General features: G+C 44.9%; 22 protein-coding genes. 17 read left to right on the top strand and 5 right to left on the bottom strand.

Annotation, left to right across the window (positions count from 1 at the left end; all coding sequences use genetic code 11):
- The first annotated feature begins 171 nt into the window (after positions 1-171).
- The 6 genes from RT422_RS04625 to RT422_RS04650 all read left to right on the top strand — a co-directional run bounded on the left by RT422_RS04625 (position 172) and on the right by RT422_RS04650 (position 6,025).
- Positions 172-423, top strand: a complete 252-nt coding sequence (locus tag RT422_RS04625) for a hypothetical protein (RefSeq protein ID WP_313421485.1) — start codon at positions 172-174, stop codon at positions 421-423.
- 170 nt (positions 424-593) lie between these two features.
- The gene (locus RT422_RS04630; protein WP_313421486.1) at positions 594-767 is read left to right on the top strand and encodes a hypothetical protein; all 174 of its coding nucleotides are present in this window, start codon (positions 594-596) and stop codon (positions 765-767) included.
- A 148-nt stretch (positions 768-915) separates the two neighbouring features.
- Positions 916-1,824, top strand: coding sequence for a TatD family hydrolase (locus tag RT422_RS04635; RefSeq protein ID WP_286190320.1), 909 nt, complete (start codon positions 916-918; stop codon positions 1,822-1,824).
- Positions 1,825-1,850: 26 nt separating this feature from the next.
- Positions 1,851-2,633, top strand: coding sequence for a tRNA threonylcarbamoyladenosine dehydratase (locus tag RT422_RS04640; RefSeq protein WP_313061178.1), 783 nt, complete (start codon positions 1,851-1,853; stop codon positions 2,631-2,633).
- A 45-nt stretch (positions 2,634-2,678) separates the two neighbouring features.
- Positions 2,679-4,346 carry an ATP-binding protein gene (locus RT422_RS04645; RefSeq protein ID WP_313421487.1) on the top strand — a complete coding sequence of 556 codons (1,668 nt, stop codon included), beginning with the start codon at positions 2,679-2,681 and terminating at the stop codon, positions 4,344-4,346.
- 170 nt (positions 4,347-4,516) lie between these two features.
- A complete protein-coding gene (locus RT422_RS04650) occupies positions 4,517-6,025 on the top strand; it encodes a cation:proton antiporter (protein WP_313421488.1) in 1,509 nt (502 codons plus the stop codon).
- 66 nt (positions 6,026-6,091) lie between these two features.
- Here RT422_RS04650 and RT422_RS04655 read toward each other — a convergent pair whose 3' ends face one another.
- Entirely contained in the window at positions 6,092-7,282 is a 1,191-nt protein-coding gene (locus tag RT422_RS04655) for an iron-containing alcohol dehydrogenase (RefSeq protein ID WP_313421489.1), read from the bottom strand.
- Positions 7,283-7,677: 395 nt separating this feature from the next.
- Between RT422_RS04655 and nemA the strand changes: the two genes are divergently transcribed.
- Positions 7,678-8,802, top strand: a complete 1,125-nt coding sequence (gene nemA / locus RT422_RS04660) for an N-ethylmaleimide reductase (RefSeq protein WP_313421490.1) — start codon at positions 7,678-7,680, stop codon at positions 8,800-8,802.
- Between the two features lie 195 nt (positions 8,803-8,997).
- On the opposite strand, the gene RT422_RS04665 is transcribed toward nemA, so the two are convergent.
- Entirely contained in the window at positions 8,998-9,909 is a 912-nt protein-coding gene (locus tag RT422_RS04665; RefSeq protein ID WP_313421491.1) for a lysine exporter LysO family protein, read from the bottom strand.
- 274 nt (positions 9,910-10,183) lie between these two features.
- Here RT422_RS04665 and RT422_RS04670 point away from each other — a divergent pair, with 274 nt between their 5' ends.
- From RT422_RS04670 to RT422_RS04695, 6 genes are all read left to right on the top strand, one after another.
- A complete protein-coding gene (locus RT422_RS04670) occupies positions 10,184-11,257 on the top strand; it encodes a DUF475 domain-containing protein (protein ID WP_313421492.1) in 1,074 nt (357 codons plus the stop codon).
- A gap of 345 nt (positions 11,258-11,602) precedes the next feature.
- The gene (locus RT422_RS04675) at positions 11,603-12,178 is read left to right on the top strand and encodes a TerD family protein (RefSeq protein ID WP_065254149.1); all 576 of its coding nucleotides are present in this window, start codon (positions 11,603-11,605) and stop codon (positions 12,176-12,178) included.
- 176 nt (positions 12,179-12,354) lie between these two features.
- Complete coding sequence (locus tag RT422_RS04680; RefSeq protein ID WP_060995590.1) at positions 12,355-13,107, top strand: TIGR00266 family protein; 753 nt, start codon at positions 12,355-12,357, stop codon at positions 13,105-13,107.
- An 84-nt stretch (positions 13,108-13,191) separates the two neighbouring features.
- Positions 13,192-13,800 (top strand): TerD family protein, encoded by a 609-nt coding sequence (locus RT422_RS04685; protein ID WP_099833442.1) that lies wholly within the window; start codon positions 13,192-13,194, stop codon positions 13,798-13,800.
- Positions 13,801-14,105: 305 nt separating this feature from the next.
- The gene (locus tag RT422_RS04690) at positions 14,106-15,197 is read left to right on the top strand and encodes a hypothetical protein (RefSeq protein WP_313421493.1); all 1,092 of its coding nucleotides are present in this window, start codon (positions 14,106-14,108) and stop codon (positions 15,195-15,197) included.
- Positions 15,194-15,469 (top strand): RnfH family protein, encoded by a 276-nt coding sequence (locus tag RT422_RS04695; RefSeq protein WP_159374121.1) that lies wholly within the window; start codon positions 15,194-15,196, stop codon positions 15,467-15,469. Before RT422_RS04690 ends, RT422_RS04695 begins: the two co-directional genes overlap by 4 nt.
- 85 nt (positions 15,470-15,554) lie before the next feature.
- Here the strand turns inward: RT422_RS04695 and RT422_RS04700 are convergent, their stop codons facing one another.
- The gene (locus RT422_RS04700; protein WP_282841825.1) at positions 15,555-15,938 is read right to left on the bottom strand and encodes an outer membrane protein assembly factor BamE; all 384 of its coding nucleotides are present in this window, start codon (positions 15,936-15,938) and stop codon (positions 15,555-15,557) included.
- A gap of 321 nt (positions 15,939-16,259) precedes the next feature.
- Between RT422_RS04700 and fur the strand changes: the two genes are divergently transcribed.
- Positions 16,260-16,697 (top strand): ferric iron uptake transcriptional regulator, encoded by a 438-nt coding sequence (gene fur / locus RT422_RS04705; protein ID WP_050325439.1) that lies wholly within the window; start codon positions 16,260-16,262, stop codon positions 16,695-16,697.
- A 154-nt stretch (positions 16,698-16,851) separates the two neighbouring features.
- On the opposite strand, the gene murJ is transcribed toward fur, so the two are convergent.
- Together murJ and ampD are read right to left on the bottom strand one after the other, a co-directional pair.
- Positions 16,852-18,438 carry a murein biosynthesis integral membrane protein MurJ gene (murJ, locus tag RT422_RS04710; RefSeq protein ID WP_313421494.1) on the bottom strand — a complete coding sequence of 529 codons (1,587 nt, stop codon included), beginning with the start codon at positions 18,436-18,438 and terminating at the stop codon, positions 16,852-16,854.
- Between the two features lie 105 nt (positions 18,439-18,543).
- Positions 18,544-19,143, bottom strand: coding sequence for a 1,6-anhydro-N-acetylmuramyl-L-alanine amidase AmpD (gene ampD, locus RT422_RS04715; RefSeq protein ID WP_198510459.1), 600 nt, complete (start codon positions 19,141-19,143; stop codon positions 18,544-18,546).
- Positions 19,144-19,330: 187 nt separating this feature from the next.
- Here ampD and RT422_RS04720 point away from each other — a divergent pair, with 187 nt between their 5' ends.
- From RT422_RS04720 to nadC, 3 genes are all read left to right on the top strand, one after another.
- Positions 19,331-22,474: a DUF2339 domain-containing protein gene (locus RT422_RS04720; protein WP_313421495.1), complete on the top strand. Its 3,144-nt coding sequence runs from the start codon at positions 19,331-19,333 to the stop codon at positions 22,472-22,474.
- Between the two features lie 548 nt (positions 22,475-23,022).
- The gene (locus RT422_RS04725) at positions 23,023-24,699 is read left to right on the top strand and encodes a DUF3999 family protein (RefSeq protein WP_313421496.1); all 1,677 of its coding nucleotides are present in this window, start codon (positions 23,023-23,025) and stop codon (positions 24,697-24,699) included.
- A gap of 62 nt (positions 24,700-24,761) precedes the next feature.
- A complete protein-coding gene (gene nadC, locus RT422_RS04730; RefSeq protein WP_239741468.1) occupies positions 24,762-25,655 on the top strand; it encodes a carboxylating nicotinate-nucleotide diphosphorylase in 894 nt (297 codons plus the stop codon).
- The last annotated feature ends 38 nt before the right edge of the window (positions 25,656-25,693 follow it).

Raw genomic sequence — 25,693 nt, forward strand, 5'->3', positions numbered from 1 at the left:
AATATTAAAAGGATTTTACCCAATTTACCAAACGATAACCCAATGATGGCAAACAATAAATATTGGTAACCTAATTACTTTAGTAAAAAGCTTAAGTTTTGGCTACAATAAATCCATTAGCGATAACTATTAATTTAAAATATTAACAACTACAAAAAAAGTGAGGATACTATGCAATTCCCAAATGGCGTAACCAAATCAAACTTAATTAAACTTGGCGTACTTGGTGCCGCTTACTATATGTTAAAAGGTCGTAACAAAACCCAGCCGACCATTGAAAACAAAGCAAATAATCCAGCAACGGTTGACAATGAGCCTGCTGATAATGCTGCGGTAAATTCAAATGGCACAAAACCTGCCAAAACTACTGCATTTACCATGGGTAAAGAGCTAGCTGCTAAAGTGTTGGGTAAAAAATTCTAATAATTATCGAATACTTATCAAATTACGTTGTTATATAACAGCTATTTACTATAACGGCATTTGAAAACAGCCCATTAGTCCACCATTAAACGGGTATCGACTGATGGGTTTTTTTATGGCAATACTGTTAAAAGCTAAGGTTTAAAAACTAAGGCAGGGAAAGAAAAGGTATGAGCATATCGAGGGTGATTAAACTAGGGGTTGCTGCGACAGCTTTATTGTTGCTACCTAGACGCAGTAGTCCACAGGCTGATAAAGTAGCCGATTGCCGTAAAAGTCTATCCGCTAAAAATACACTTGAGCAGCCTATCAATAAAAATACTGAGCAAGATAACCATAACTAAAACAATGGCTAAAATTTTTATGTAAAGCTATGTGCTGATAACAAATAAAGGATAAATACATGACGTGCGTGGGCTGCACCGCAGTTGACCGTGCCATACAGCGAGCTAAACGGTATTGTCAAACCACAGTATTTGAAATGATATGACTATGATAAATGATCCGACTTGCTCGTTTGATTTGCCATTAATTGATACGCATACCCATTTTGATGTGGATAGCTTCGATCATGACCGTGAAATCCAATCCCAATTGGCATGGGATAATGGCGTTCATCATCTGGTTTTGATAGGCTTTTTAGCAAAGTATTTTGCACAAATGTTGGCGTGCCAACAGCAAATGCAAGGTTATGGGCAGCAAGGCAAAGCCACACCTTTGGCGCATTTAGCTTTTGGGTTGCATCCTTTTTATATCACTGAGCATAAAGACAGCGATTTGCAGCGGCTAGAGCAGTTTATTCAGCAATATTCTCCCATTGCGATTGGGGAAATCGGGCTTGATACTTTTACTGCGCCGATGAAAACTGCGGAGAATTACGCTAGGCAGCAAGATTTTTTTGTTCAGCAACTTGAATTGGCAAAACAATACCAACTGCCGGCGCTGCTACATATTCGCCGCGCGCATGGCGATGTGATTAAAATGTTAAAATCACAAAAATTTACCCAAGGCGGCATTGCCCATAGCTTTAGTGGCGGTATCCAAGAAGCCAAAGCGCTGGTCAATCTGGGCTTTAAAATCGGCATCACTGGGCAAGTGACCAATCCGAATGCCAAAAAACTGCGCCATACCCTTACAGAACTTGTCAAAACCGTTGGGCTTGATGCTATTGTGATTGAGACGGACTGCCCAGACTTTACGCCGCTGCCCTGTCATGGGACGCACGGTAGGCGCAATGTACCTGCCAATCTGCCGTACGTGTTGACAGCATTATCAGACTTATTAAGAAAAGATCAATCACGGCTCGCCGAACAGTTGTGGCAAAATAGCTGCGCTGCACTACAAGTCAGCTGGGATTATCCTATCCCAAACAAATTGAATATAAACCCTGACCAAGATTAAGATAAACCATGACAATGACAGCCGAAATGACGCCTGATATGACATTAACTGATGCCCAATACGAACGCCGTTTTGCGGGTACCCAAAAACTGTATGGCGCCGCGCAATTTAGTAAGTTTGAGAATCTGCATGCGTATGTGGTGGGCGTGGGCGGGGTGGGCTCATGGGCAGCTGAGGGACTGGCTCGTACAGGTGTGGGCGAGATGACATTAATTGACATGGATGTGCTAGTAGCTTCCAATGTCAATCGACAATTACCTGCTACCGATAGCAATTTTGGTAAAAGCAAAATTGAAGCCATGGCAGCACGTATCAAAGAAATCAATCCCCATATCAAATTACATTTGATTGACGATTTTTTGAGCAAAGATAACGTACAATTGTTAATACCTAATCGTGCTTTGCAATCACAGCTTAAACAGTCAGGTAAACAGCTTGTGGTATTAGATTGTGTCGATGATATGAATGCCAAGCTTGCGCTTGCGCTGCATTGCCGATTCAATAAATTAAAGTTAATTATGGCGGGTGGGGCAGGTGGTAAAACAGACCCGACCCAAATTCAGGTGGCAGACCTTAAGGATACTTACCAAGATCCGCTACTGGCTAAAGTCAGACAGCGACTTCGTCAAGATTATGGCATCAATCGTACGATGAAAGAAAAATTCGGTATTCGCTGTGTGTTTTCATCACAGCCGCCGATTGTTGATAAGTCCTGTCAAACAGGTGGTTTGCATTGTGGCGGCTATGGATCGGCAGTTGCCGTGACCTCAGTGGTGGGGATGATGTTGGTTGCTGAAGCGTTAAAATAACCTCAGCGTTTAATTTTTATCACGTAGTAGGACGGTGTTAACGAGATGATATCATATCCTATAGCAAACAATGAAAAACAGCGTCTAGCGGTATTGGATGAGTACCATATCATCAAGACGAACAAAGAAGCCGAATTTGAGCGTATTAGCGCTTTGGCTAAGGCATTTTTTGGTACTAAGATTGTCGCCATTACTTTTTTGGATGCTGATATACAATTTTTTAAATCAAGAATTGGTCTAAAAGAACCTTCAACCAGCCGTGATGTTGCTTTTTGCAATTACACCATTACACAAAACGACACCTTTGTCACGCTCGATACTCACCAAGATACCCGATTTAAAAACAATCCTTTGGTTACCGGTTACCCTTATATTCGGTTTTATGCTGGTGCACCCATCGTGGTTCACGACAGTCAAGGTAGGGAATTTGCTTTGGGTGCGCTGTGTGTGATTGACGACCAGCCGCATCAAGATTTTGATGCCAATCAACAACACGTGCTAGCAGATTTGGCGGCGATGGTCAGTGATACCTTAAAATTACGTCAGCAGCGTTACCAAGCTGAGCGCGCCGATGAGGTAAAGACCGCATTTTTGGCCAATATGAGCCATGAAATTCGTACGCCGATGAATGGTATCATGGGCATACTTGAATTGCTTGAGCAGACACCGCTTGATACGCAGCAGCAACACTATATCAAATCGATTAAAACATCCAATGAGCATCTGCTGACCATCGTCAACGACATTTTGGATTTATCCAAAGTAGAATCAGGTAAAATACGTTTTGAGAGTATCCCGGTTGATTTAGCACAGCTATGCCAAGACGTGTATCAATGCTTTTTAGCCACTGCAAAAGACAACAGCGTGGAGCTAACCTTCGATTACCCTGATAACTTGCCCAAATATGTCAACACCGATCCGGTGCGGGTGCGACAGATTTTAATGAATCTAGTCAATAACGCCATCAAATTTACCCCAAAACAAGGTAAAGTGACCATTCAAGCTATGAATGGCGGTGATAAGCACCAAATCAAATTCAATGTGATTGATACGGGCGTTGGCATCAAGCCTGAATCATTGGCAGTGATTTTTGATGCCTATAATCAAGCTGATAAGTTTACTCATCGTTTATATGGGGGTACAGGGCTCGGGCTATCTGTGTGCAAAGCGTTGGCAGAAGGGATGGGCGGCACGATTAAGGTAACCAGTGAAAAAAATAAAGGCTCAACCTTTACCCTATCTCTACCAATAATAGCAACTGATGAAATCAGCTATCAGCAGTGGCACCAAAGTCATGATGAAACCACAATACAACCGCTAGAACGCCTGCCTGCCCATGTTCTGCTAGCAGAAGACAATGAAGTAAATGCCATGGTCGCGGTCAAAAGCCTAAAAAAATATGGCTATGAAGTCACCCGAGCCAAAGATGGGCTCGAAGCCGTCAATTTTTATAAAGCTGACCCTAGCAAATATCATATCATTTTGATGGATCATCAAATGCCCATCATGGATGGGGTGGAAGCCACCAAGATACTCAAACAATCATTCAATCAGTTGCCGCCTATCATTGCAGTGACGGCACATGCCATGCATGGGGATAAAGAAGTATATCTTAACGCGGGTATGCAAGATTACTGTACCAAGCCCTATAAGCCTGAAGCGCTTGATGTGATGATTCAGCGCTGGCTGCATCATGTCGCCAACACGGTTTAAGAGATATTAATCACAAAAATTGCTTGCATTTGCGCAAACAATTGCTTACGGTAAAACCCTACGACAAACTGTCGTAGGGTTTTATTTTTGTCGAAGTATTTTTGCTTTGTCACGGCTAAAAATGGCTTTGGTGACAGTGTTTTATAGAATGAAGAGCTAAAAAAACGCCTATGGGAAATTTTATTTTTTTACAAATTTTTGCAGCCGTCTGTGCGTTGTCCATCATTACCACGCTATTTAACAAGCGGATTTTGGACTTTCCACAAGCCATTGGGGTGCCCATTGTGTCCGCGGTACTGGTTTTTATTTTGCAGTGGAGCGCAAGCCTGCTCAATGGCAACGAGTTTATTACCATCAATATCACCAGTATCCAAAATGCGGTGCGTGATATCGATTTTTACGATTTTTTAATCAATGGGGTGATTTGTTTTATTTTGACGGCATCGGCGCTGACGTTTAAGGTGTCCGATCTCAAAAACTATTGGAAACCGATTGGGATTTTGGCAAGTATCGCATTGGCACTGTGTGCGCTGTTTTTTGCAAGCCTGATGTTTGGCTTTCAGTGGCTCACAGGGGCAAGTATTCCGTTTGCGGTATTGTTGTTACTGGGTGCAGCACTGGGCGCGACTGACCCGATTGGCATCAAAGGCGTGCTTAGCTCTATCAAAGCGCCGCGCCATTTGATGATTAAGCTAGAAGGTGAGTCGCTGTTCAATGATGCAGTGTGTATTGCGCTATTTATGACTATTTTGCATGGTCTGCAAGGCAATGGCTTTAGCATCGTGACCACAGTAGAAGTATTGTTGTATGAAATCGTAGTTGCAGGGATTATTGGTTGGTTTTTTGGGCAGATGACGCTGCGGATTTTAAGCGGTAAACACGAGATGGAGTCACTGATTTTGACTACGGCATTTTTGGCGTGTGGGTCGTATTTGGTGGCATTGTATGCGCATGCTTCCGCGCCGATTGCTTGTGTGGTCGGTGGCTTGATTGTTGGTAACCGTTGGCACCAGATTTTAGACGAAGGGGAAATCACCTATGTGAATCACTTTTGGCACGCCATTGAGGGGATTATCAATTCATTTTTATTCACCCTTATCGGTCTGGAGCTATTTATTTTAGAGCTGAATACCTCGTTGATTTTGGGCGGTGTGGTGGCATTTATTTGTCTGCATTTATCCCGCTTTTTGGCAAATTTTGCGTCATTTAGTCTGCTATCCGATGTTCGAAAAACCAGTTATAACGGCAGTTTGACGATTTTATCGTGGGGCGGGGTACGCGGGGCGATTTCTTTGGCATTGATTTTATCGGTTTCTAACGTCCCTGAATTGCAGCCCTATAGCAGCTTTTTGGTGGGGTATACCTTTATCGTGGTATTGATGTCCGGCGTGGTATGTGGTCTGGGGCTACCTGCGGTGATGAATGCGTTTTATCATAACCCCAACGAACGCACGACAGGTTTTGCAGGGTGGTATCAAAGGCTAGTTAAACGCTTTAATCGCAAAGGCTACCAGTATGTGCTCAGCGAGGATGAGCAGGGCAATGAAGTGATTACCCGTTATCAGCCACCGCCTGTGGTGATTCAAGAGACGCCTAGTAGTGTCGGTATGGCATTGCCACTGCCAAAAGTGATTGATAAAGATGGGCATGATGAATTGGCTCATCCCAATGGTTTTTAACTGTTGCTACCACAAAAAAAGACCTAGCAAATGGCTAGGTCTTTTTTTATACCATTTTTTATATCATCAAATCGCTGCGCGCAAAATCCGCTCAGACACTGCCAAATCATTGCTACGATGTTCACCAAGCTTAACCATATTATGTTCTTCTAATTGGCTTAAAATTGGCGCGATTGCAGACGCATCAAGGTCGGCATCTGACAATCTCACCGGTAAGCCAAGCTCGCGGAAAAAGTTTTCGGTGTTAACAATCGCTTGCTCGATTTTATCCTCGTCGCTTAGATTAGAGTTGCCTTCAGTGATATGCCAAACGTTTTTGGCATACTGTAGCAGCTTGTCTTTTTTGCTATCTTTGAGCTCACGCATCACCCCAGGCAACACAATGGTCAAGGTGCGGGCGTGGTCAATGCCGTGTAGGGAGGTTAATTCATGCCCAATCATATGGGTGGTCCAGTCTTGTGGTACGCCCGTGCCAATGAGACCATTGAGTGCCATTGTCGCTGTCCACATGATGTTTTTCCGCGTTTCCATGTCGTTAGGGTTGGCTTTGACGGCACGGCCTTCTTCAATCAAGATTTTGAGCAGACTTTCAGAGAAACTATCTTGGACTTTGGCATTGACTGGGTAAGTCAGATACTGCTCCATCACATGCACAAACGCATCGCCTACACCATTCATCATTTGACGCTCAGGTAGCGTTAAGGTTTTGGCAGGGTCAAGAATCGAAAACTGCGGGAATACTAGCGGATTACCAAAAGGCAATTTGGCATGACGCTCACTATGATTGATAACGCCGCCTGAATTCATCTCTGAACCTGTTGCAGGAATAGTCAATACAGTACCGAGCGGTAGCGCATTTTGAATATCACGGGTATATCCTTTTAATGCTTCCCACGCTTTTTCATGGTCTTTGTCGTCATCTAAGGTGGCAGTCAATGCAACAAATTTGGTGCCATCAAGTACTGAACCACCACCGACAGCGAGCAAAAAATCAATGTTGTTGGCATGTACCATATCGACGGCTTTCATCAAGGTATTAAATTCTGGATTTGGCTCAATACCGCCAAATTCAAAGATTTCACGCTGTTTACCTTGTAGCGCGGTTTTCACCTCATCGAGTGTGCCGGTTTTTTTGGCAGAGCTACCACCATAGGTGATAAGTACGCGGGCATTATCAGGGACAAGATTGGCGAGTTCTTTGATTTGACCTTCGCCAAATACGATACGCACAGGGTTGTAATATTGGAAATTATTCATGCCGATCCTTAAGAATTTGTTATTGTTAATACATTGCCACTTGTAAAAATGCACCATGGCACTTATTAAGTAAACGTTACGCTCAAACACAGAGCTATCATAGAATAAAATACTGAAAGCAATTGCAATAATTTGTCTAAAACTCGCAAAAGCTTTTTAAAAACAAATGTGTTTTAGAAACAGATGCTTGCTAAAACGTAGTCTTTGCTCAAGCTTCTAACAGCAGATTAACCTGTGAAAATTACGCTGTGACGAAGTTTGATAGCAACGTATATAAGTCTAAAATCCTTATAAACAAGGATGCTGCAACAATTTTTTTATCAAGTTTGTTATGACTTGAAGCTAGCAGCGTCCAATAACTCAACGAAAGATGAATCAACAATCCCGAGGAATGTATGTCTTACTCCGCTCTTTTATCACCGATTAACGTGGGCGCGATGCGCTTGCCAAACCGCGTCTTTATGGCGCCATTGACCCGTCTGCGTAGTGCTGATTTGCCAAATGGAACAAAAAATATTGGTGGCTTGCCAACGCCACTCATGGCAACCTATTATACCCAGCGCGCTAGCAGTGGTTTGATTATCACGGAAGCCACTGATATCTCAGCCGATGCCAAAGGCTACGCAGGTGCGCCCGGTGTTTTTAGTGATGCACAAATTGCAGGCTGGAAAATGATTGCTGATAGCGTACACCAAGCAGGCGGTCATATCGCTATGCAGCTATGGCACACAGGGGTAGTATCGCATTATAGCTTGCGCCCACAAGGTCAGCCGCCTGTATCAGCATCAACCGTGGATTTGGGTGATGCGGTACGCACCTCGTTAAGAGATGACGAAGGCAAAGTATACCGTGTGACTGCTACGCCAGCGCGTGAGATGACCACCGCAGAAATCAAACAAACCGTCGATGATTTTGCCAGCGCCGCGCGTAATGCGATTGAGGCGGGCATGGATGTTATTGAAATCCACGGTGCACACGGCTATTTGATTCATCAATTCTTGTATGAGAGCGTCAACCAACGCAGCGATGAATACGGTGGTAGCTTAGAGAACCGTATGCGCTTTTTGAAAGAAATTTTAACCGCAGTCACTAACGCCATTGGTAGTGACAAAGTGGGTATCCGTATCTCGCCACTGGGTCAATTCAATGGTGTGGATGCCGGTAGCGAAGACGATGCATTAGCAATCATCAAACTGATTGATAGCTTTAACCTAGCCTATTTACATATTTCTGAGCCAGACTGGGCAGGTGGAAAACCCTTTACAGCAGAATTCCGTCGCCAAATTCGTGATACTTATCACGGCGTGCTTATCGGTGCTGGCGGCTATACCGCAGAAAAAGCAGACACGCTAATTCGTGATGGCTTAATTGATGCCGTCGCATTTGGTCGTAGTTATATTGCAAATCCAGATTTGGTTGAGCGTTTTCACCAAAATGCGCCGCTTAATAAAGCGAACTCAGCCACTTTTTATGGTGGCGATCAAGAAGGCTATACCGATTATCCTGCGTTAGCCCAATAATCGTACTAGCGAAAATAATCGTATTAGCGAATACGAAGACCCCGATCGTGTGATGACATGAGCGGGGTTTTTTATGGTGAGTGAAAAACAAACAAATTTTTTTACTGAACTTATCATGAAAGGTCTGCATTATGTGACAGTACGCAGCCCATATGGCGACCAACAAGTTGAGTTTTGCGCGTATTGATTGTGTGATTAGCCAAAACTTGAAAATACCACCATTAACACTGGTGAGATGATATTGACCAAAAATCCAAAGCTCATCGCAAGCGGTACCACTTCATTCCCCCCTGAGCTTTGGATGACCGGTAAGGTAAAATCCATGGTGGTCACCCCGCCCAAACCCACCGCCGTGGTTGGGTATTTGCGAATCAGCATAGGGATAAACAGTAGCGCCGTGAACTCACGTAACAAATCATTGAGCAATGCCACACTTCCCCAAACTGCGCCATACGCATCAGTCATGATAATTCCCGACAACGAATACCAGCCATAGCCAGAGGATAGCGCTAAGCCTTGGGTGAAGGTCACATCAGGCATTATCAGTGCGTACACTAAACCACCGACTGCCACACTCAGACAAAAAATCACACAGGCTTGTACGCCGCGTTTGTTGACCAATACCTGCCGCAACGTCATCCCCGAATGCGACAACTGAAAACCTACCAATAAAATCAGCAAAATCAACGAGCCCTTGATGATGCCATCAATCGGCAAATCCGTTATTGGCAGCAATTTGCCCAGTACAAAACCCAACACCACACAGCACAACTGAACGAGGCTTCCTGTGATGCTAAAACCTGCTTGGCTATTCTCATGGGGAAGGGCACGTTGCCAAGGATGCAGCCTGTCAAATATCAGCAAACTGATAAAACCTGCACCTAGGGTACAAATCGCCAATACCGCCACATTGGTGCCAATAAACCCAATCTGCGCGCCCAAGTTAGGAATCTGCGACAACGAAAGACCAATAAAGGTTAAAATCACAAACACCAAGTTGGTCAGTAGCTTGTCTACCAGCGGCATGAATCGTTGCGGTAATGGCAGCAAAAACCCGACCACCAATGGGGTAAGAATCAGAACAAGGGTGATAAAGTTTTCTAACATGCCGCGACGCTTCCAAACAGGGTTTAAACATAGGCTGACCCCAATATTTTGCAGTTAGCACTTGGTTTAAAAAATTAAAAGTGGCTATTGTACCCATAAATGCACCAAGTTGGCGAATATTTGCCATAATGCGTGGTTTAAGCGTGCAATCAATTGTTTGGTAACACATTTGTAGTATGATTGAACAAATAGTTGTGTAAGATAGTCACATCCAATCATCTTATGCGTTAGATGACTCTATTAGCCGTTAATTTTTTCAATTTGTAGGATTGTTATGAGACATTTTTATTTTGATATTGTCTTTACCACGATTGCGCTGGCAATTGCAGCGTGGTGGGGTTTTTCGCATGGTGGCGTTGGCACTATGATGTCGGCGCTGTTTGTCACGCTGATTTTGGCAGTGATGGAGATTTCGCTGTCGTTTGATAATGCGGTGGTCAATGCCTCGGTACTCAAAACCTGGGATAAGTTTTGGAAAATGATTTTCTTGACTGTGGGTATGCTCATCGCGGTATTTGGTATGCGTCTAGTATTCCCGATTGTCATCGTCGCGGTGACTGCCGATATGGGCATGATGGATGTCATCAACATGGCGCTCAACAACCCGAAAGAATACTCGGCAAAGCTCATTGAGCACCATGCAGAGATTGCGGCGTTTGGTGGGATGTTCTTGTTGCTCGTCTTTTTAAACTTCATCTTTGATGAAAAAGAAGTGATGTGGTTTGAATGGCTTGAGCGTAAGCTTGCGCGCTTTGGCAAAGTCGATGCCATGAGCGTGTTTGTGGCATTGGCGTTATTGATGATGGCGCTGTTTTGGGTAGATCCAGCGCGTAAAGCCGCTGTCTTGACCGCAGGTGTGTTTGGTATTTTGATTTATCTAGCCACCAATGTATTATCAAGCCTTTTAGAAGGCGCGGACGATGATGATGAATCAACCCCCGATGTGATTGAGGGCAAAGAAGTAGCGGGCGCGATTGCCAAAGGCGGTATCGCAGGTTTCTTGTATCTAGAAGTACTCGATGCATCGTTTAGTTTTGATGGGGTGATTGGCGCGTTTGCCATTACCAATGACGTGATTATCATCATGCTTGGGCTTGCCATTGGTGCGATGTTTGTGCGATCCATGACCATTTTCTTGGTAGAAAAAGGCACGCTCGATGAGTTTGTTTATCTAGAACATGGCGCGCATTATGCGATTGGCGCGTTGGCGGTCATCATGCTATTGGCAACTGTGCATATCGAAGTGCCAGAAATCGTGACGGGTTTGATTGGGATTGCCTTTATCGTATGGGCAGTGATTAACTCTATCAGCTACCGTAAGCGCCAAGCAGCCTTGGCTAAACACTAAAAGATGCTAAAAAGACTGGGGCTCATGCGTAACCGTAGCGGTATTTAGGATGCTGACTTGAGCTTAATATCCCTTAAGCTTTTGACACATAAATATAACAGCTTAATGTAGCCGAATGGTGGACAAATTCTATCACCAAAGGTATAGTTAAAACGTGGGTTTCGGCTCACGTTTTGTTTTTTTAGGCGATTTTTTATGGTGTTTGAGCCTTTTATTTTGGGCGATTTTAGTCTGGGCGCGCTTTTGTTCTAGGCACTTGTAGTCTGAGCGTGAAAGGCGCAGCGCATGACAACGGACATCGATTTTCTTATTTGATTTCAAAAATTTATTACAAAGGATAAAACAATGGCAATTAGCTTAACCAAAGGTGGTAATGTTAATTTATCAAAGGAAGCACCGAATTTAACCAACATGGCCGTTGGTCTTGGCTGGAACCCACGTGCCACTGACGGGCAAGCCTTTGACTTAGACGCGGTCGCGTTTTTGGTCAATGAATCGGGTAAAGTACGGGCAGATGCAGATTTTATTTTCTTTAACAACCTAAAATCATCCGATGGCTCAGTAGAGCATACGGGTGATAACCGCACTGGTGAAGGCGATGGCGATGATGAAGTCATCAAAGTGGATTTAACTAAAGTCCCAGCCGATGTGAGCAAAGTAGTATTTTGTGCGGTGATTTATGATGGTCAAGCGCGTAACCAAAACTTTGGTCAAGTAGCAAACGCTTATATTCGCATCGTGAATACCCAAGGCGGCGCTGAAGTGGCTCGGTATGATTTGTCAGAAGACAGCAGCACCGAGACAGCAATGATTTTTGGTGAGCTTTATAAGAACAATGGCGAGTGGAAATTCCGCGCAGTTGGACAAGGTTTTGCTGGCGGTTTAGGACCATTGGCTGCGTCATATGGCGTTGCTGTTTAGTTCTTTGGCTAAAATCTTTTAACATTTTTTTAACAATGGGGTGGCATCGGCTTGCCCCTTTTTTTCAGCATGAGCGCTTTTTAAGCTTGAGCGCTTTTTTAAGCCTAAGGGCTTTTTCAAACTTAGCTACTTTTATCATCATTTTTGCCACTTAGTCAATAAGGATACATTAACCTATGGCAGCGACGTTTAGTATGATTGGGACGATTGAGCCATTTTTGCATTGTAATCTCAAAAAAGGCGATTCGATTTATTGCGAATCCAATGCCATGGTCATGATGGAGTCAAATCTTGAGCTCAAAGGTCAGATGCGTGGCGGCATCATGCAAGCTTTGATGCGCCGATTTGCCAATGACGAGTCGATTTTTCAGCAGCAAATTGAAGCGGTCAATGGTGAGGGTGACTGCTTACTGGCGCCCACACTTGATGGCGATATGCAAATTTTAGACGTCGGTGCTAATCAGTATACGCTCAGTGACGGTGCCTTTGTGGCAGCAACTAATGGCGTTGATTTGCGTGCCAATATCCAGCGCAATTTAGGCGGCGCTGTATTTGGGGATACGGGTGGCTTTATGGTCATGCAAACACAAGGCCAAGGTCAGCTTGTGGTATCTGGGTTTGGTTCTTTGTTTGAGATTGATGTCACGCCTGATAAAGATGTGATTATTGATAACGGTCACGTGGTATGCTGGGATAGCCGACTGCAATATAGCCTGTCAATGGCGACCAGCCAGAAAAAAGGCTTTTTGGGCAATATCATCAATTCAGTCACGAGCGGCGAAGGCATGGTGCTAAAGTTCTCAGGTCAAGGCAAAGTAGTAATTTGCTCGCGCAACCGTGATACTTACCAAGGCTGGATTCAAAGCTTATTGGGGTCAAACTCAGGCGGACGCGGTGGCAATGAAGGTATTTTGGGCGGTTTGTTATAGTCAGTTTCTGCTAAACCGTTATTAAACTCTTAAAACATAGCTAGATAGAATAGTAGAAATATAGTAAAAAATAAGGAAACCAACATGGCAGTGAATTTATCAAAAGGTCAAAAAATCTCGCTAGAAAAAGAAGCAGGTGGGGCACTTAGCCAAATCAAAATGGGTCTGGGTTGGGATGTCGGTGCTGCGCCGCAAAAATTAGGTGGATTTTTGGGTGGCTTGTTTGGCGGTGGTGGCAGCGCAGGCGGCAGCATTGACTTGGATGCATCGTGTATCATGCTTGATGCCAACAAACAAATGGTGGATGCGATTTGGTTTGGACAATTGCAGTCAAAAGACAGTAGCATACAACACACAGGCGACAACCGCACCGGTGCTGGCGATGGCGATGACGAAGTGATTAATGTCAATTTATCTCGCATCCCTGACCATGTGCAAGCCTTGGTTTTTACTGTCAATAGCTTTACGGGTCAAACTTTTGCCACGGTCAATAATGCGTTTTGTCGTTTGGTGAATGCCAGCAATAATAGTGAAGTTGCCCGTTATGATTTGTCAGCCCAAGGCAGTCATACCGCGCTGATTTTGGCAAAAATTTATCGCCATAACGGTGAGTGGAAAATGCATGCTATTGGTGAAACTGCGTCAGGTCGTACCTTTCATGATTTGATGCCTGCGATTTTACCGCACGTGTAACCGCGCTTTTTAATGTGAAGTAATAATGTGCAGCCATAAAGAAAGCCCTGTGATACGCAGGGTTTTTTATTTTGACAGCTATTTTTGATAAGTTTGTGTGGATTTTGCGTTGGTGGGTTTTGCATGCGGTGTGGGTTTGCTAAAATAGCGGCGATTTAGTTTTGCACTGTTGAATTTTACAGTCAGTTTTTTACAGTCAGTTTTTTCAAAGTCATTTTTTTTAAGTCATTTTTTTAAGTCACTTTAGCGAAGCGACTCAAATAATTTTATGACGACAACCCACCGCTACAAAGGAATCCAACACCATGCCATTTAATCGTTTACAGCCGATTTTGATAGCAAGCTTGCTGCCGCTGCTGGTTTTTACTTGGTTTAGCCGTGACTACATTGGGCAGATTGATTTTTGGTTGTTGTGGCTAGTGGCGATGACCTTGGTCGGGTTACCATTGGTGTTTGCAGAGATTGGTTTGGCGCATCGTAGTGGTACGTCACCGCTGGTCGGTCTGCCCATACTGACCCGTGAAGCTGACGTGTCAACGGTCTGGCGCGGGTTTGGTTGGCTGACGATTGTGCTGCTGATGGCGGTTGTGGGGCATTTACTAGCAAGTAGTGGCGAGATTATCCATCCGCTGGTGAGCAATATTGCTCTGCCTGCCTTGTTAGCCATCATGGTGCTGATAGTGATTGGTTTGAGTTTTATCAAGCATTTGGCAGGTTGGTTGGCGGTCGGTTTTGCCGTTGCCGCGTTGGTGGTCAATGTCATGCAGGGTGGGTTTGTGGCGTGGCAGATGACAGCCACCTCCTTGACGGAGTGGGCGGGGGCGGTCGTGTTGGCGCTGGTCTGTGTTGGCGCAGGTACAGGATTATACTGGCATGCGCGCACCCACCAAATGCTCACGATGAACACTACGGCGACAGATCAAGTACGCGAATCCGCGAGTCGGTATGTATTACCGGTGTGGAGTTTTCAGTTACTAGCGGGTGCGCTGATTGCCATGACTTTATCGCCAAACAGCGCGATGGCGGCAGTGCTGAATGCATTGGCAATGCTGGCAGGGGCGGCGTATTTACTGCATATCTTGACCCATCAAGTGTCATTACGCTGGCAACAACAGCAATTTAACTTTTTGGCATTGGTGGTATTGGCGGTGCTTAGTCTTGCGCTAGCCATGGTACCAACTGCTTGGCTCAATCAGCTAATTATCGTGATAAGTTTAGTCACGGCGGTATGGCTAGCCATATTTGCAGGCTGGCAAATGAAAATCAGCCATTTGCGCAAATCATTGAATTTTAGCTCAGAAGGCTTATATAACCTTTGGCGCATTGCGGTGCGCATTATTGTGCCATTGGCGGTGATTTTGGCGATGGTGGGGTGGGTACTAGGATTGGCAAAATGATTACTGTTGATATAGCCTTTGCGCCCGATAGCCAAACACAATTGCGGTTAACCCTGCAACTCGCCGATGATAGCCGGGTGATTGATGCAGTCAATGCCACAGGCTGGCAACAGCAGTATCCGCAGATTTTTAGCTATAGTGTCGGTGTGTTTTCCCATAAACTAGACTGGCAAAGTGCTATCAACACAGGCGATAGAATCGAAATCTATCGCCCTTTGACCATCGACCCGCAAAACAAACGCAAATTACTGTCTAAAAAATTCAACCGATAAGGGCGTGACCCGGTATTATTGTGTAGTGCATAAAAAAAGCCAATCATTGCCGTGATGCTGTGATTGGCTTTTTAGTCAAAAAAACTTACTGAGTCACCGCTGGGCGCTCGATACGGGTGACAATACCATTTTGGTCAAAATAAATTTTGGCGTATTGTTGGGCGTTATGAATCGCGGGCTTGTTGGCGCGTTTGGCGTTAGTACCTGGGGTAAAATCATACAGGTAATCCCAACGCATAGGATTTAGGGTGTCTCTAAAGGTTGGGCTACCTAGTATATAGAGCACTTGATTGGCATTCATACCCACTTGCACTTGGCTTAATTTGTCTTCATGAATCGGCTTGCCTTGTGGGATATCGATTTTGTACACGCTAAACCATGAGCAACCTGGTAATACGGTGACGCTGCTAATTACGGCAACCAAAGGCAGGACTGCCAGTTTTTTTGATAGTGTTGTGATAGATGTCATTTGTCAAACCGCTTTGAGATGGTGAACGATAAAATTTACGACTTATCATACGTGATTTGGGTTTTTTTGCCTACCTATTGACCCCAAAATTTAAATTATTTTACATACAGTTAATGTTTGGGTGTAAAACGCCGCGGTGGTTTGGTATTTGGCGTTCTGGTGGTTGGCGTACTTTGTCTTTAGCCTGCATTCGCCCTTTATTTGTCAACGGGCGCTTTTGCCAGTGATGTCACGTTTTTTTACTGTGGGATTTTATCGAATTTGTTATTATAGTTATAATTTTTAGTTTATAAGCGACACCTGATAGGTGCGAGGATTTTTATGTCGTCTTTTACCAACCAAGATTTGCGTCGTGCCGGTTTGAAAGTCACGTTACCGCGTTTGAAAATTTTAGAATTGCTAGAAAAAGCCGAATCCCATCATATGAGCGCAGAAGATGTGTATAAAGCCTTGATGGAGCACGGCGAAGACGTGGGGCTTGCGACTGTTTACCGTGTGCTAACCCAGTTTGAACAAGCGGGAATTGTCGAGCGTCACAATTTTGAAAACAACTTGTCAGTGTTTGAAATCGCCAAAGATGAGCACCATGACCACTTGGTATGTGACCAATGCGGCAAAATCATTGAATTTCACAATGAAGAAATCGAAGCGCTGCAAGAAAAAGTCGCCAAAGACTTTGGCTTTACCCTAGCAGGGCACTCGCTGGTACTATATGGAATTTGTGATAATAAAGACTGCCAAAATTCGATAAAGCGCTAATGTCTTGGTGGGTTGATGCCTGAATCGGTTAAAAAATCTCACGTGCAAAAATCACTCACAAAAATTAATTAAAAACTTCAGTTAAAAAAAGCGGCTAGATAAATTTTATTTAGCCGCTTTTTTCGTCCGTTGTCCGTTGTTTATTTTCTATTATTTATTGAACGCTATGATGCGGTTTTAATTCTGATAGCTTAAAGCCAGTGATTAATAGCGCTGCGCCATACACCACAGCGCCCACCACACACAACGCCAATAGCGCAATAATACGAACACCTTGATGCGCAGTAACGGGGAAAAAATGAATACCAGCGGCAAGTGCCAACCCCATTGCCCCATTTGCCATGGCAAAGATAACCGCTAATCGTCGCCAAGCCGCACCAAACCGATAAATACCCTGGGTATGTAAATAAAAATATAACAGCGCCGCATTGATAAAAGACGCCAGTGTATTGGCAAGTCCTAGCCCGGCATGGGGCGCGATTTGCCACTTTTTAAATAACTCAGCCAGTATTAGGCTTAGCACGACATTGGCAATCACGCTAATCACACCGACTTTGACAGGGGTGCGACTGTCATGACGGGCAAAAAAAGCCGGGGCAAATATTTTAATGAGCATAAATGCCAAAATCCCACCTGATAAGCACTGTAGCGCAAGCCCACTCATCATGGCATCTTGCCGCACAAACTCTCCATGTTCAAACAGGGATATCATAAACACATTACTAATCATGCCAAGCGCGATGGATGCAGGTACGCCGACCAACACCGTCAATCGCGTCGCCCAATCTAGGGTGTGTCCAAATTGTTGATGGTCATCGCTTGCGATACTTTTGGATAGACTGGGCAAAATCACCGTGCCAATCGCCACCCCAATCAGACCTAGCGGCAACTCACTCATCCGCTCGGCGGTATACAGCCAAGAGACCGAGCCATCAACCATGGTTGAAGCCAGTACCGTGTTGACCAGCATATTGATTTGGGTAACCGATACCCCAAACAGCGCAGGGAGCATGAGTTTTAAAATCCGTCGCACGCCAGGATGACGAAAGCTGACCTTTGGCATCACGAGTAGCTGATGGCTGTGCAATTGCGGTAATTGAATCAATAGCTGCAGCAAACCTGCCACCGCAACTGCGTAACCGACCGCCAAAATTGGCTTGGCAAGCAGCGGTGCTACCCAAATCGCGCCCACAATCATACACACATTTAAAATCACCGGTGCAAAGGCAGGCAAGGCAAACCGCCCCACGCTTTGTAAAATACTACTAGCAAACGCGGTCATCGCGATAAATAACAAATAAGGAAAAGTGATACGAAGCAGCTCAACCGCTGTGGCAAATTTGCTAGGCTCATGCAGATAACCGACCGCAAACACAGCAATCACAGCGGGCGCGAAAATGACTATCACGGCGGTAAGACCTGATAAAATCAACAATAACGTACCTGCCACCCGACTGATAAGAATTTGAATGCCAAGCAAGGCTTTTTTGCTATCGGTCATGTCGTTATTTTGGGCTTGGTGTTGATAATCGGATAGTACAGGGACAAAAGCTTGGGCAAAAGCGCCTTCAGCGAACAGCCGCCGCAAAAAATTGGGCAATTTGAAGGCCACCAAAAACGCATCCATCATGCCCCCCGTACCAAACACGCTCATCAATACCATGTCGCGAATCATGCCCAAGATACGTGAAAATAAGGTAAAGAAACTAATAATAGCGGTGGATTTGATAAGTTTTGACATGAAAGAATCGCTGCAAGTTTTGCCGAGAAGTTGTTATCAGTTATTTTGATTTGGGCAGTAGCATCATGTGAAAAAATTGCCATACGATAAATTTTGGAAAATCATCTAATGGCTGATTTCACTTTTATTGACCATGTTTCTATTGACCATGTTTCTTAATTTCACCCAATCAAAATGCAGCCCCGGGTCGGATTTGCGACCGCGCGCGATATCGCTGTGACCGGCTAGATGATTGATGGTTTTGGGATAAGCTTGATAAATCGCGGCAATCACGCCACTTAACGCTTGGTATTGCCTGTCGTCAAACTCGCTATAATCATCACCCTCCAGCTCAATCCCAATCGAATAGTCATTGCAGTTTGGCACGCCCAAATAACTAGATTTGCCAGCATGCCAAGCACGCTCATCAAAACTCACAAACTGCGTGACCTTACCATCACGCTCAATAAACAAATGCGCGGAGACCTGCTGCTGATAGATGGTTGCAAAATACGGATGAGCTTTAGGGTCTAACTGATTTTGAAAAAATGCACGAACAAAATGCTCGCCTTGGTCATTTTTTACACCAAATTCACTGGGCGGCAAGCTGATGTTATGAATCACAATCAGGTGAATATCGTTAGGGTCGGGGCGTTGTCCAAAATTGGGTGACGCCACAAACTCGCATGGGCTTAACAAACCCTGCTCAATGCTAAATCCCGACATAACTATACCCCGCCCAATCATCCAAATGGTGTTTAAAATAGTTGGTAAAACGCTACTCAATGCTGTGGCTAATTTAGCATAAAATTGGTCTTATCTTCACCTTAACCGAAAGACACAGTTAAAAAAAAGCAATTTGGAAAAAAAATGGTATGCTATCGCTAAGCTGACAACAAGGGTAGGACATCTGATGGATACGATTATAGCGGCGTTGATACTGGCAGTGGTGGGAGCGCTTTATAAAATTTTTGTCCAACAAAAAGCAATTACCCGACTTGAATCCAAGCTCGACAACCTGCAAAAACAACTCGCTGACGTTATGGCAACTGTGTATATCCTAAGCAGCGAGGCAAAGCCATCATCTACCCAGCAATCGGCAAGCGATATTCGCCAAAATCAGCCTGTCACTAAACCTATTACTGACCCTATCACTCAGTCCATCAGTCAAGCTCCAGTCTCAGCGCCCCTTCCAGTGCCACTCCCAACATTAAACTCTTTGCCAATGGCGAATACGCTTGACGCTTCGACTAGTTCAGCTCCGCCAACGGCAACGCCGCCGTCAGTGAATGACGCAGCCCCACCGCATAAACCTAGCGTATCACAGCCATCATCTCCTTCTTTAAAAGATGATGAAAGTGCTACCAATATTGTGACATCGCTTTGGGCAAGTGCCACCCAATGGTTTTTTGGGGAGAACTTGGTGGTGCGTGTGGGTGCACTGGTATTGCTAGTAGGCGTGGTGTTATTACTCAAACTTGCCAGCCAATATATTGAGGTATCGATGCCTGTGCGCATGGCGCTGGTAGCGTTAGGTGGCTTGGTAATAACGGTAGTCGGTTATCGCACCACTGCCAAAAAACGCAGTTATGGGTTGACTTTGCAAGGTGTCGGCTTTGCGGTGATTTATTTGACGGTGTTTGCAAGTTTTAAATTGTATGGACTACTAACATCAACCTTAACCTTCGGCGTGCTTGCGTTACTGGCAGGGTTAACAGTGATGTTTTCGGTGTGGCAAAATGCGCTACCGCTTGCGGTCTTGGCGTTCGGTGGGGCGTTTTTTGCGCCGATACTGGTCAGCCGACCTGACGGTAGTGTGGTGATGTTATTTAGTTATTATTTACTACTCAATATAGCGGTTGCGGTGATTGCCCATTATCGCACTTGGAAATTGCTCAATGCACTAAGCCTAGTGGTGACTTTTGGGCTTGCGTACGTGTGGGGATTTCGTGCATTTAGTGGCAATAGTGCAGGTGCAGGCTGGCTGTCATTACGCTGGCAACTGCTGGGGTTAGTGGTTGGGCACATGGCGCTGTATTTGTTTATTGCGGTTAGATACTCTCAGCAGGTCGTGAGTTATAACCAAACGCTGCTACAAATGAACACGGGAGTAGCCAAACGCCCGATTATATCGATAGATTCAGGATTGTTGTTTGGCACCGCGTTACTAGGGTTTGGGCTGATGGCAAGCTTGCTCAATGATTTGCCTTATCATCTGGCCTTTGCTAGCAGTGCGTTATCGGCTATTTATTTGAGTCTAGGATTGTGGCTGCTCAAACATCATCGCCGTAGCATCGCAGGTGACCCACAAGCCAACAACCAATTTGATAACAGCTTTGAGCTACTGATTGAAGCCAGCCTTGCGCTCGGCTGTGGGTTCTCGGCTCTGGTGATACCACTGGCGCTATCAGCCAAATGGATTAGTATCGGTTGGGCAGTGCAGGGTGCTGCATTGGTGTGGCTCGGTGCGCGTACCCAAAGACGCTGGACGGTATATTTTGGGTTGGCATTGCAAGGCTTTAGTATCCTGTTATTGGTGGGCTTTGATACCCTCATGCGGCATTGGTATGGGCTACTGGATCAATTATCTGTCCCGCACCAAATGTCTATAGTGGCGGCTTCATCCACCTTGCCACTGACCGTATTGACAGCGTGTGTGCTGCTGTCTGCTTTTATTTTGCGTCAGCACAGGGTCAATATCGCGGCAGCCACATCCCAAACGGCAGCCACACTCCAAGCTAAAGCCCAACCTCAGCCTCAAACTCAACCTGCGGCAGTCAAAACCACGCCTAAAAGGGTTCAACAAATTGCTGATAATGCTAGTCACAGCTTTGTTGCAACCGCGCTTGTGGTTGTTGGGTTTGTGCTGTATCTGTCGGCGATTTTATCCGCTGACCCCTTTTGGAACAACGGTGGCAAAACCACCACTATCAAACTTGCCGTGGCTATGGCGGTATTTTTAATTGTGGGACAACTGATACATCAGCGTTTTGTTTGGCGCAGTATGCGTAAGGTGAGCCGCTTGATTTTACCGTTTGCGATGATAAGCTGGGTGCTAGTCTGTCTCACCCACGTTAAGGTCGAGACGGTTGTAGACCTAAACGATTATCACATCAAAGCATTTAGCGGGTTGGGGCGTTATTTGCTCGCCATGCTTGGCTGTTTAGCCATCGCAAAATTGCTAGGCGCGTGGCTGCTTAGTCGCTGGCACCGCGACCGACTGGATACAAGCGTTGACGCGCTCGTTTGGTTTTTGACACTGATTGCCATGCTAACTTGGATGCTGCAACAAGTGCCATTTAACTATTGGCAGCATGCCCAAGAGCTTCGAGCCATTATCACTATTTTACCGACCGTGTTGGCTGTGCTTGGTTTGATGAGTTTGTTGTTGTTGCCAAGATTGCAGGCGCTTGGTGGTCGTTTGCTTGGTTGGTTAGAGGTTGATACGCTACTGAAACACAGCGCTTATATTTTGGTACCGATGACCTTTATTTGGAGTTTATCTGCCAATTTCTCGTTAGACGGTCAGCTATTGGGCGTTTATCTGCCGCTGCTCAATCCACTGGATTTGACCTTAATCAGTATTTTACTGTACCAATCTTATGTGGCACTCAAAATTGATAACACCTATCGTACTATCGTTTTGGTGGTTTGCGGTCTAGGGGCATTTGTGACAGTCAGTAGTATGTTGGTGCGTGGGTTTGCCAGCGTTTGGGGCACGCCGACGTGGGAAAATGGTGCTTGGTCAGTCAGTATGGTACAGACGGGGCTGACTATCTTATGGACCGTCATTGCGATGGTATTGATGTTCTTGGCAAACAAAAAAGCCATTCGCTTGGTATGGTTTGCCGGTATCGCATTATTGACCATTGTGGTTGCCAAGTTGGTATTGATTGATATGTCGAATACCAGTGCGGTACTGCGTGTGGTGTCTTTTATCGGGGCAGGCTTATTGATGCTCGTCATTGGTTATCTTGCACCCTTACCGCCTAAGTCAAGTAAACCTAAGGCAGGTAAACTCAATTCAGGCAAACCCAATGCAGCCAAAAAAAGCTAAGTAGACCCCTGCTAAAGCTCGTGAGTAACGTGGGTTATTTTTCGTATTTACGGCAGGCGGGCTTAGCTAAATGCACAAAGACTTGCTGGCTAATTGTCTTTAAATTGTAACATCTGGCTAGAATTTATCCAAAATATCGGTTCTCTTGTTAGTGGTTTGTAGCACGGTATAGAAGTTTTGAATGGGTATTGTTAATATCTTTATAGGGCAAAGTGCAACAGCAATTAAAGTATAAATCTAATTACTATCAATAAGTTAGAAAAACACTTATCGCGTTTCTAACATAAAAAATTAATGTTGTTACTGTCTACTGATGCTAACCATGTAATGTTAGGCTTTCCAAATTTTTTAGATTAGTTATGACTGACGGCTTTATATCAATAACCCAAACACACGCTACGCTGTTTTTTTGGTTAAGTCTGATTGGTCTGGGTTTTTGTCAATGTCCATCGCAATCGGTTAGCTTGTAAAGTCATATCAATTATACAGTAGCTATTATATAGGGGCTATGAATTCTATAGTAACTATAAATTAACAATGAAGTAAAAATGAAAAAAAATAAGCACTGTCACGTGAGATTAGCCAAACACCGCGCCTGTATCTTGTCGGCAACTTTAGTTTCGCCGTTATTGTTAGTAGCTATCATTTACACGCAGGCAGATGCCCAAAACCCTACGCAAACGGCATCCGTCACTGTCGCCTCGCAAAAAACCACCACCACGGTAGCGCCTGCCATCGTTGACAATTCAGAGCAAGAGCATGACACTGACAGTCTCAGCTATGGCTTTGAGGCATTGCAAAATAGCTTTGCAATCGACATTGATTTACCGGGAGAAAATCAAGAGGACAACCCCAACAGCGCCCAACTGGTAAAATTTTCGTCGTTAACGCCCAGTTTGTTAGCTTTAATCATGCAGCAAAATGGGGCAACTATTAGCGATAAACAAAATTACCGCTTGATTGATGCCAAAGGTCATATTATGCCGATGGCGATTCGCCCTGTCAGTAAACAATCATCTGTCAATCAAGTATTGCAAATAGTTAGCGTGGAGACAGATAACCCCAATGCGGTGGAAAAATTACGCCATGCGTTGACCGTACAGCTTGATAACCCAGACAATCAACAATCGATTAACATTGACCTTAGCAATTTACCTTCAAACCAAGTCGCCGCTGTTACCAATAGCCCAGTCAGAACTTGGTGGTTAACCAATCCCAACTTTGCCAAAAATCAATCTACTTTATCAACCGCGCAAGCAGTCAATCTTTGGCTAAAATTTTTACCCGTGAATTCAGCCCAGCCCAGCAAGCGCCCACTACAACTGCAAATTTATGGCAGTGATGACTTGCAAAGCTGGCAGATGGTCAGCCAAACGGTGGTCAGCCCTTTTGACTCTAGCCAACGTGGTCAACCTAGCCAGGCTACTCAACATAGCCAAATGGTAGCGCCGCAAGCTGACGGTACCAATCAGCCGATAGCGACAGGCAATGCTATTGCCATCGAGCCGCAGCAAACCAATTATCGGTATTGGCAAGTGGTGGCAAATCAGCCTATCAATCTTGAGGCAGCAAGCTTAAATCGCATGGTGAGTGAGGCAAGTTTCTTCTTGACCCGCGCCAATTTTTCAAAAACCAAAGATGACGCCAACCAATGGCGGCTTAGCCTTGCTCAACCCATGTTGACCACAGGGGTGAGTTTTTTTGTCCCCGAAAATCAGCTGTGGCAAGTGAGCATCAACGTACCTGAGCAAGAAGCCAATCAATTGGCTAAAATCAACAAAACCGTCAATGTAAGTAATGATAAAACTTTAGCCAATTCACAAATTGATAAAAACCATACCACGGTCAGTTGGCAACCCACGTTGACCAAGTCGCTGCAATTGGGCGGTCAAATGCAGCAAGATGATTTACCAGTTGATCTGTTAACGCCCATGTATGAGATGTACTTTTTAGCACAAGGCACAGCGCCTTACCGACTGGTGATTAACGAGCCAGGTGTATTACAACAACCCAATATCACTCTCTCCAACCAACAACTAACCAGCCTCGGCAATACCGTTGAAGGACAAATGCAAAATATCGAGGCATTGAACAATCCCAACGCGTCATTTGAACGCTACAAAAAATGGGCACTGTGGGGTGTGCTCGCCGCGATTGTAGCGGCTTTGGCGTTGATTGCCCTGCGTTTATATCAACAAACTACTACCCAAGCCCCCAAAGAATAAGCGATAATACAATCAAACATACTTCATCGAAAATACCCCATCAAAAATAAGGGATTATTTGCATGCCTGCTGCTAGCCAAACCATTAGTGACACCTCGACCACCGCGCCGCACATTAGCTCACTACTACGTATTGAAATCGCCAAACAAGTCGCACTTGCGCTGCAAGAAGACATCGCCACTGGTGATATTAATGCCCAGTTAATACCTGACACACAGCGCGATACGGCAACGATTATTTGTCGTGAACCGATGGTAGTCGCGGGCAAGGCATGGGTGGATGAAGTATTTCGCCAGCTTGACCCCAATATGCAGCTTGATTGGGCAGTCAAAGATGGTGACGCTGTGGCAGCCAATCAAGTTTTGGTGACGCTCATCGGTAACACCCGGGCGCTACTGACGGGTGAGCGTACCGCGCTCAATTTTTTACAGACTTTATCATCTACTGCCACTGTGGTTGCCAACCATGTGGCGGTCATCGCAGAACTACCGACCAAATTGTTAGACACCCGTAAAACCCTCCCAATGCTACGCCATGCGCAAAAATACGCCATGCTGTGTGGCGGCGGCAATAATCACCGTATCGGGCTATACGATGCCTTTTTAATAAAAGAAAACCACATCATGGCGTGTGGCGGTATCGCCCAAGCAGTCAGTCAGGCGCGTCAGATTGCCAATAAGCCAGTGGAAGTTGAAGTGGAAAATTTTGATGAGTTGCATCAAGCCATCGCTGCCAATGCTGATATCGTGATGCTCGATAATTTTACCATTGAAGATACCCAAAAAGCGGTCGAGCTGGTTGCTAGTCTTGGCAAGCCTTGCCAGCTTGAAGCTTCAGGTGATATTAGCCTTACCAATCTACGCCAAGTGGCAGAAACAGGGGTGGATTTTATCTCAATGGGTGCGTTGACGAAGCATATCAAAGCCATTGATTTATCGATGCGTTTTCAACAATAAATCGGTTAAAAATACATCGATTAAAAATAGTCGGCTTT

It is taken from the genome of Moraxella sp. CTOTU49803, assembly GCF_032097965.1.
Lineage (GTDB): Bacteria > Pseudomonadota > Gammaproteobacteria > Pseudomonadales > Moraxellaceae > Faucicola > Faucicola tetraodonis.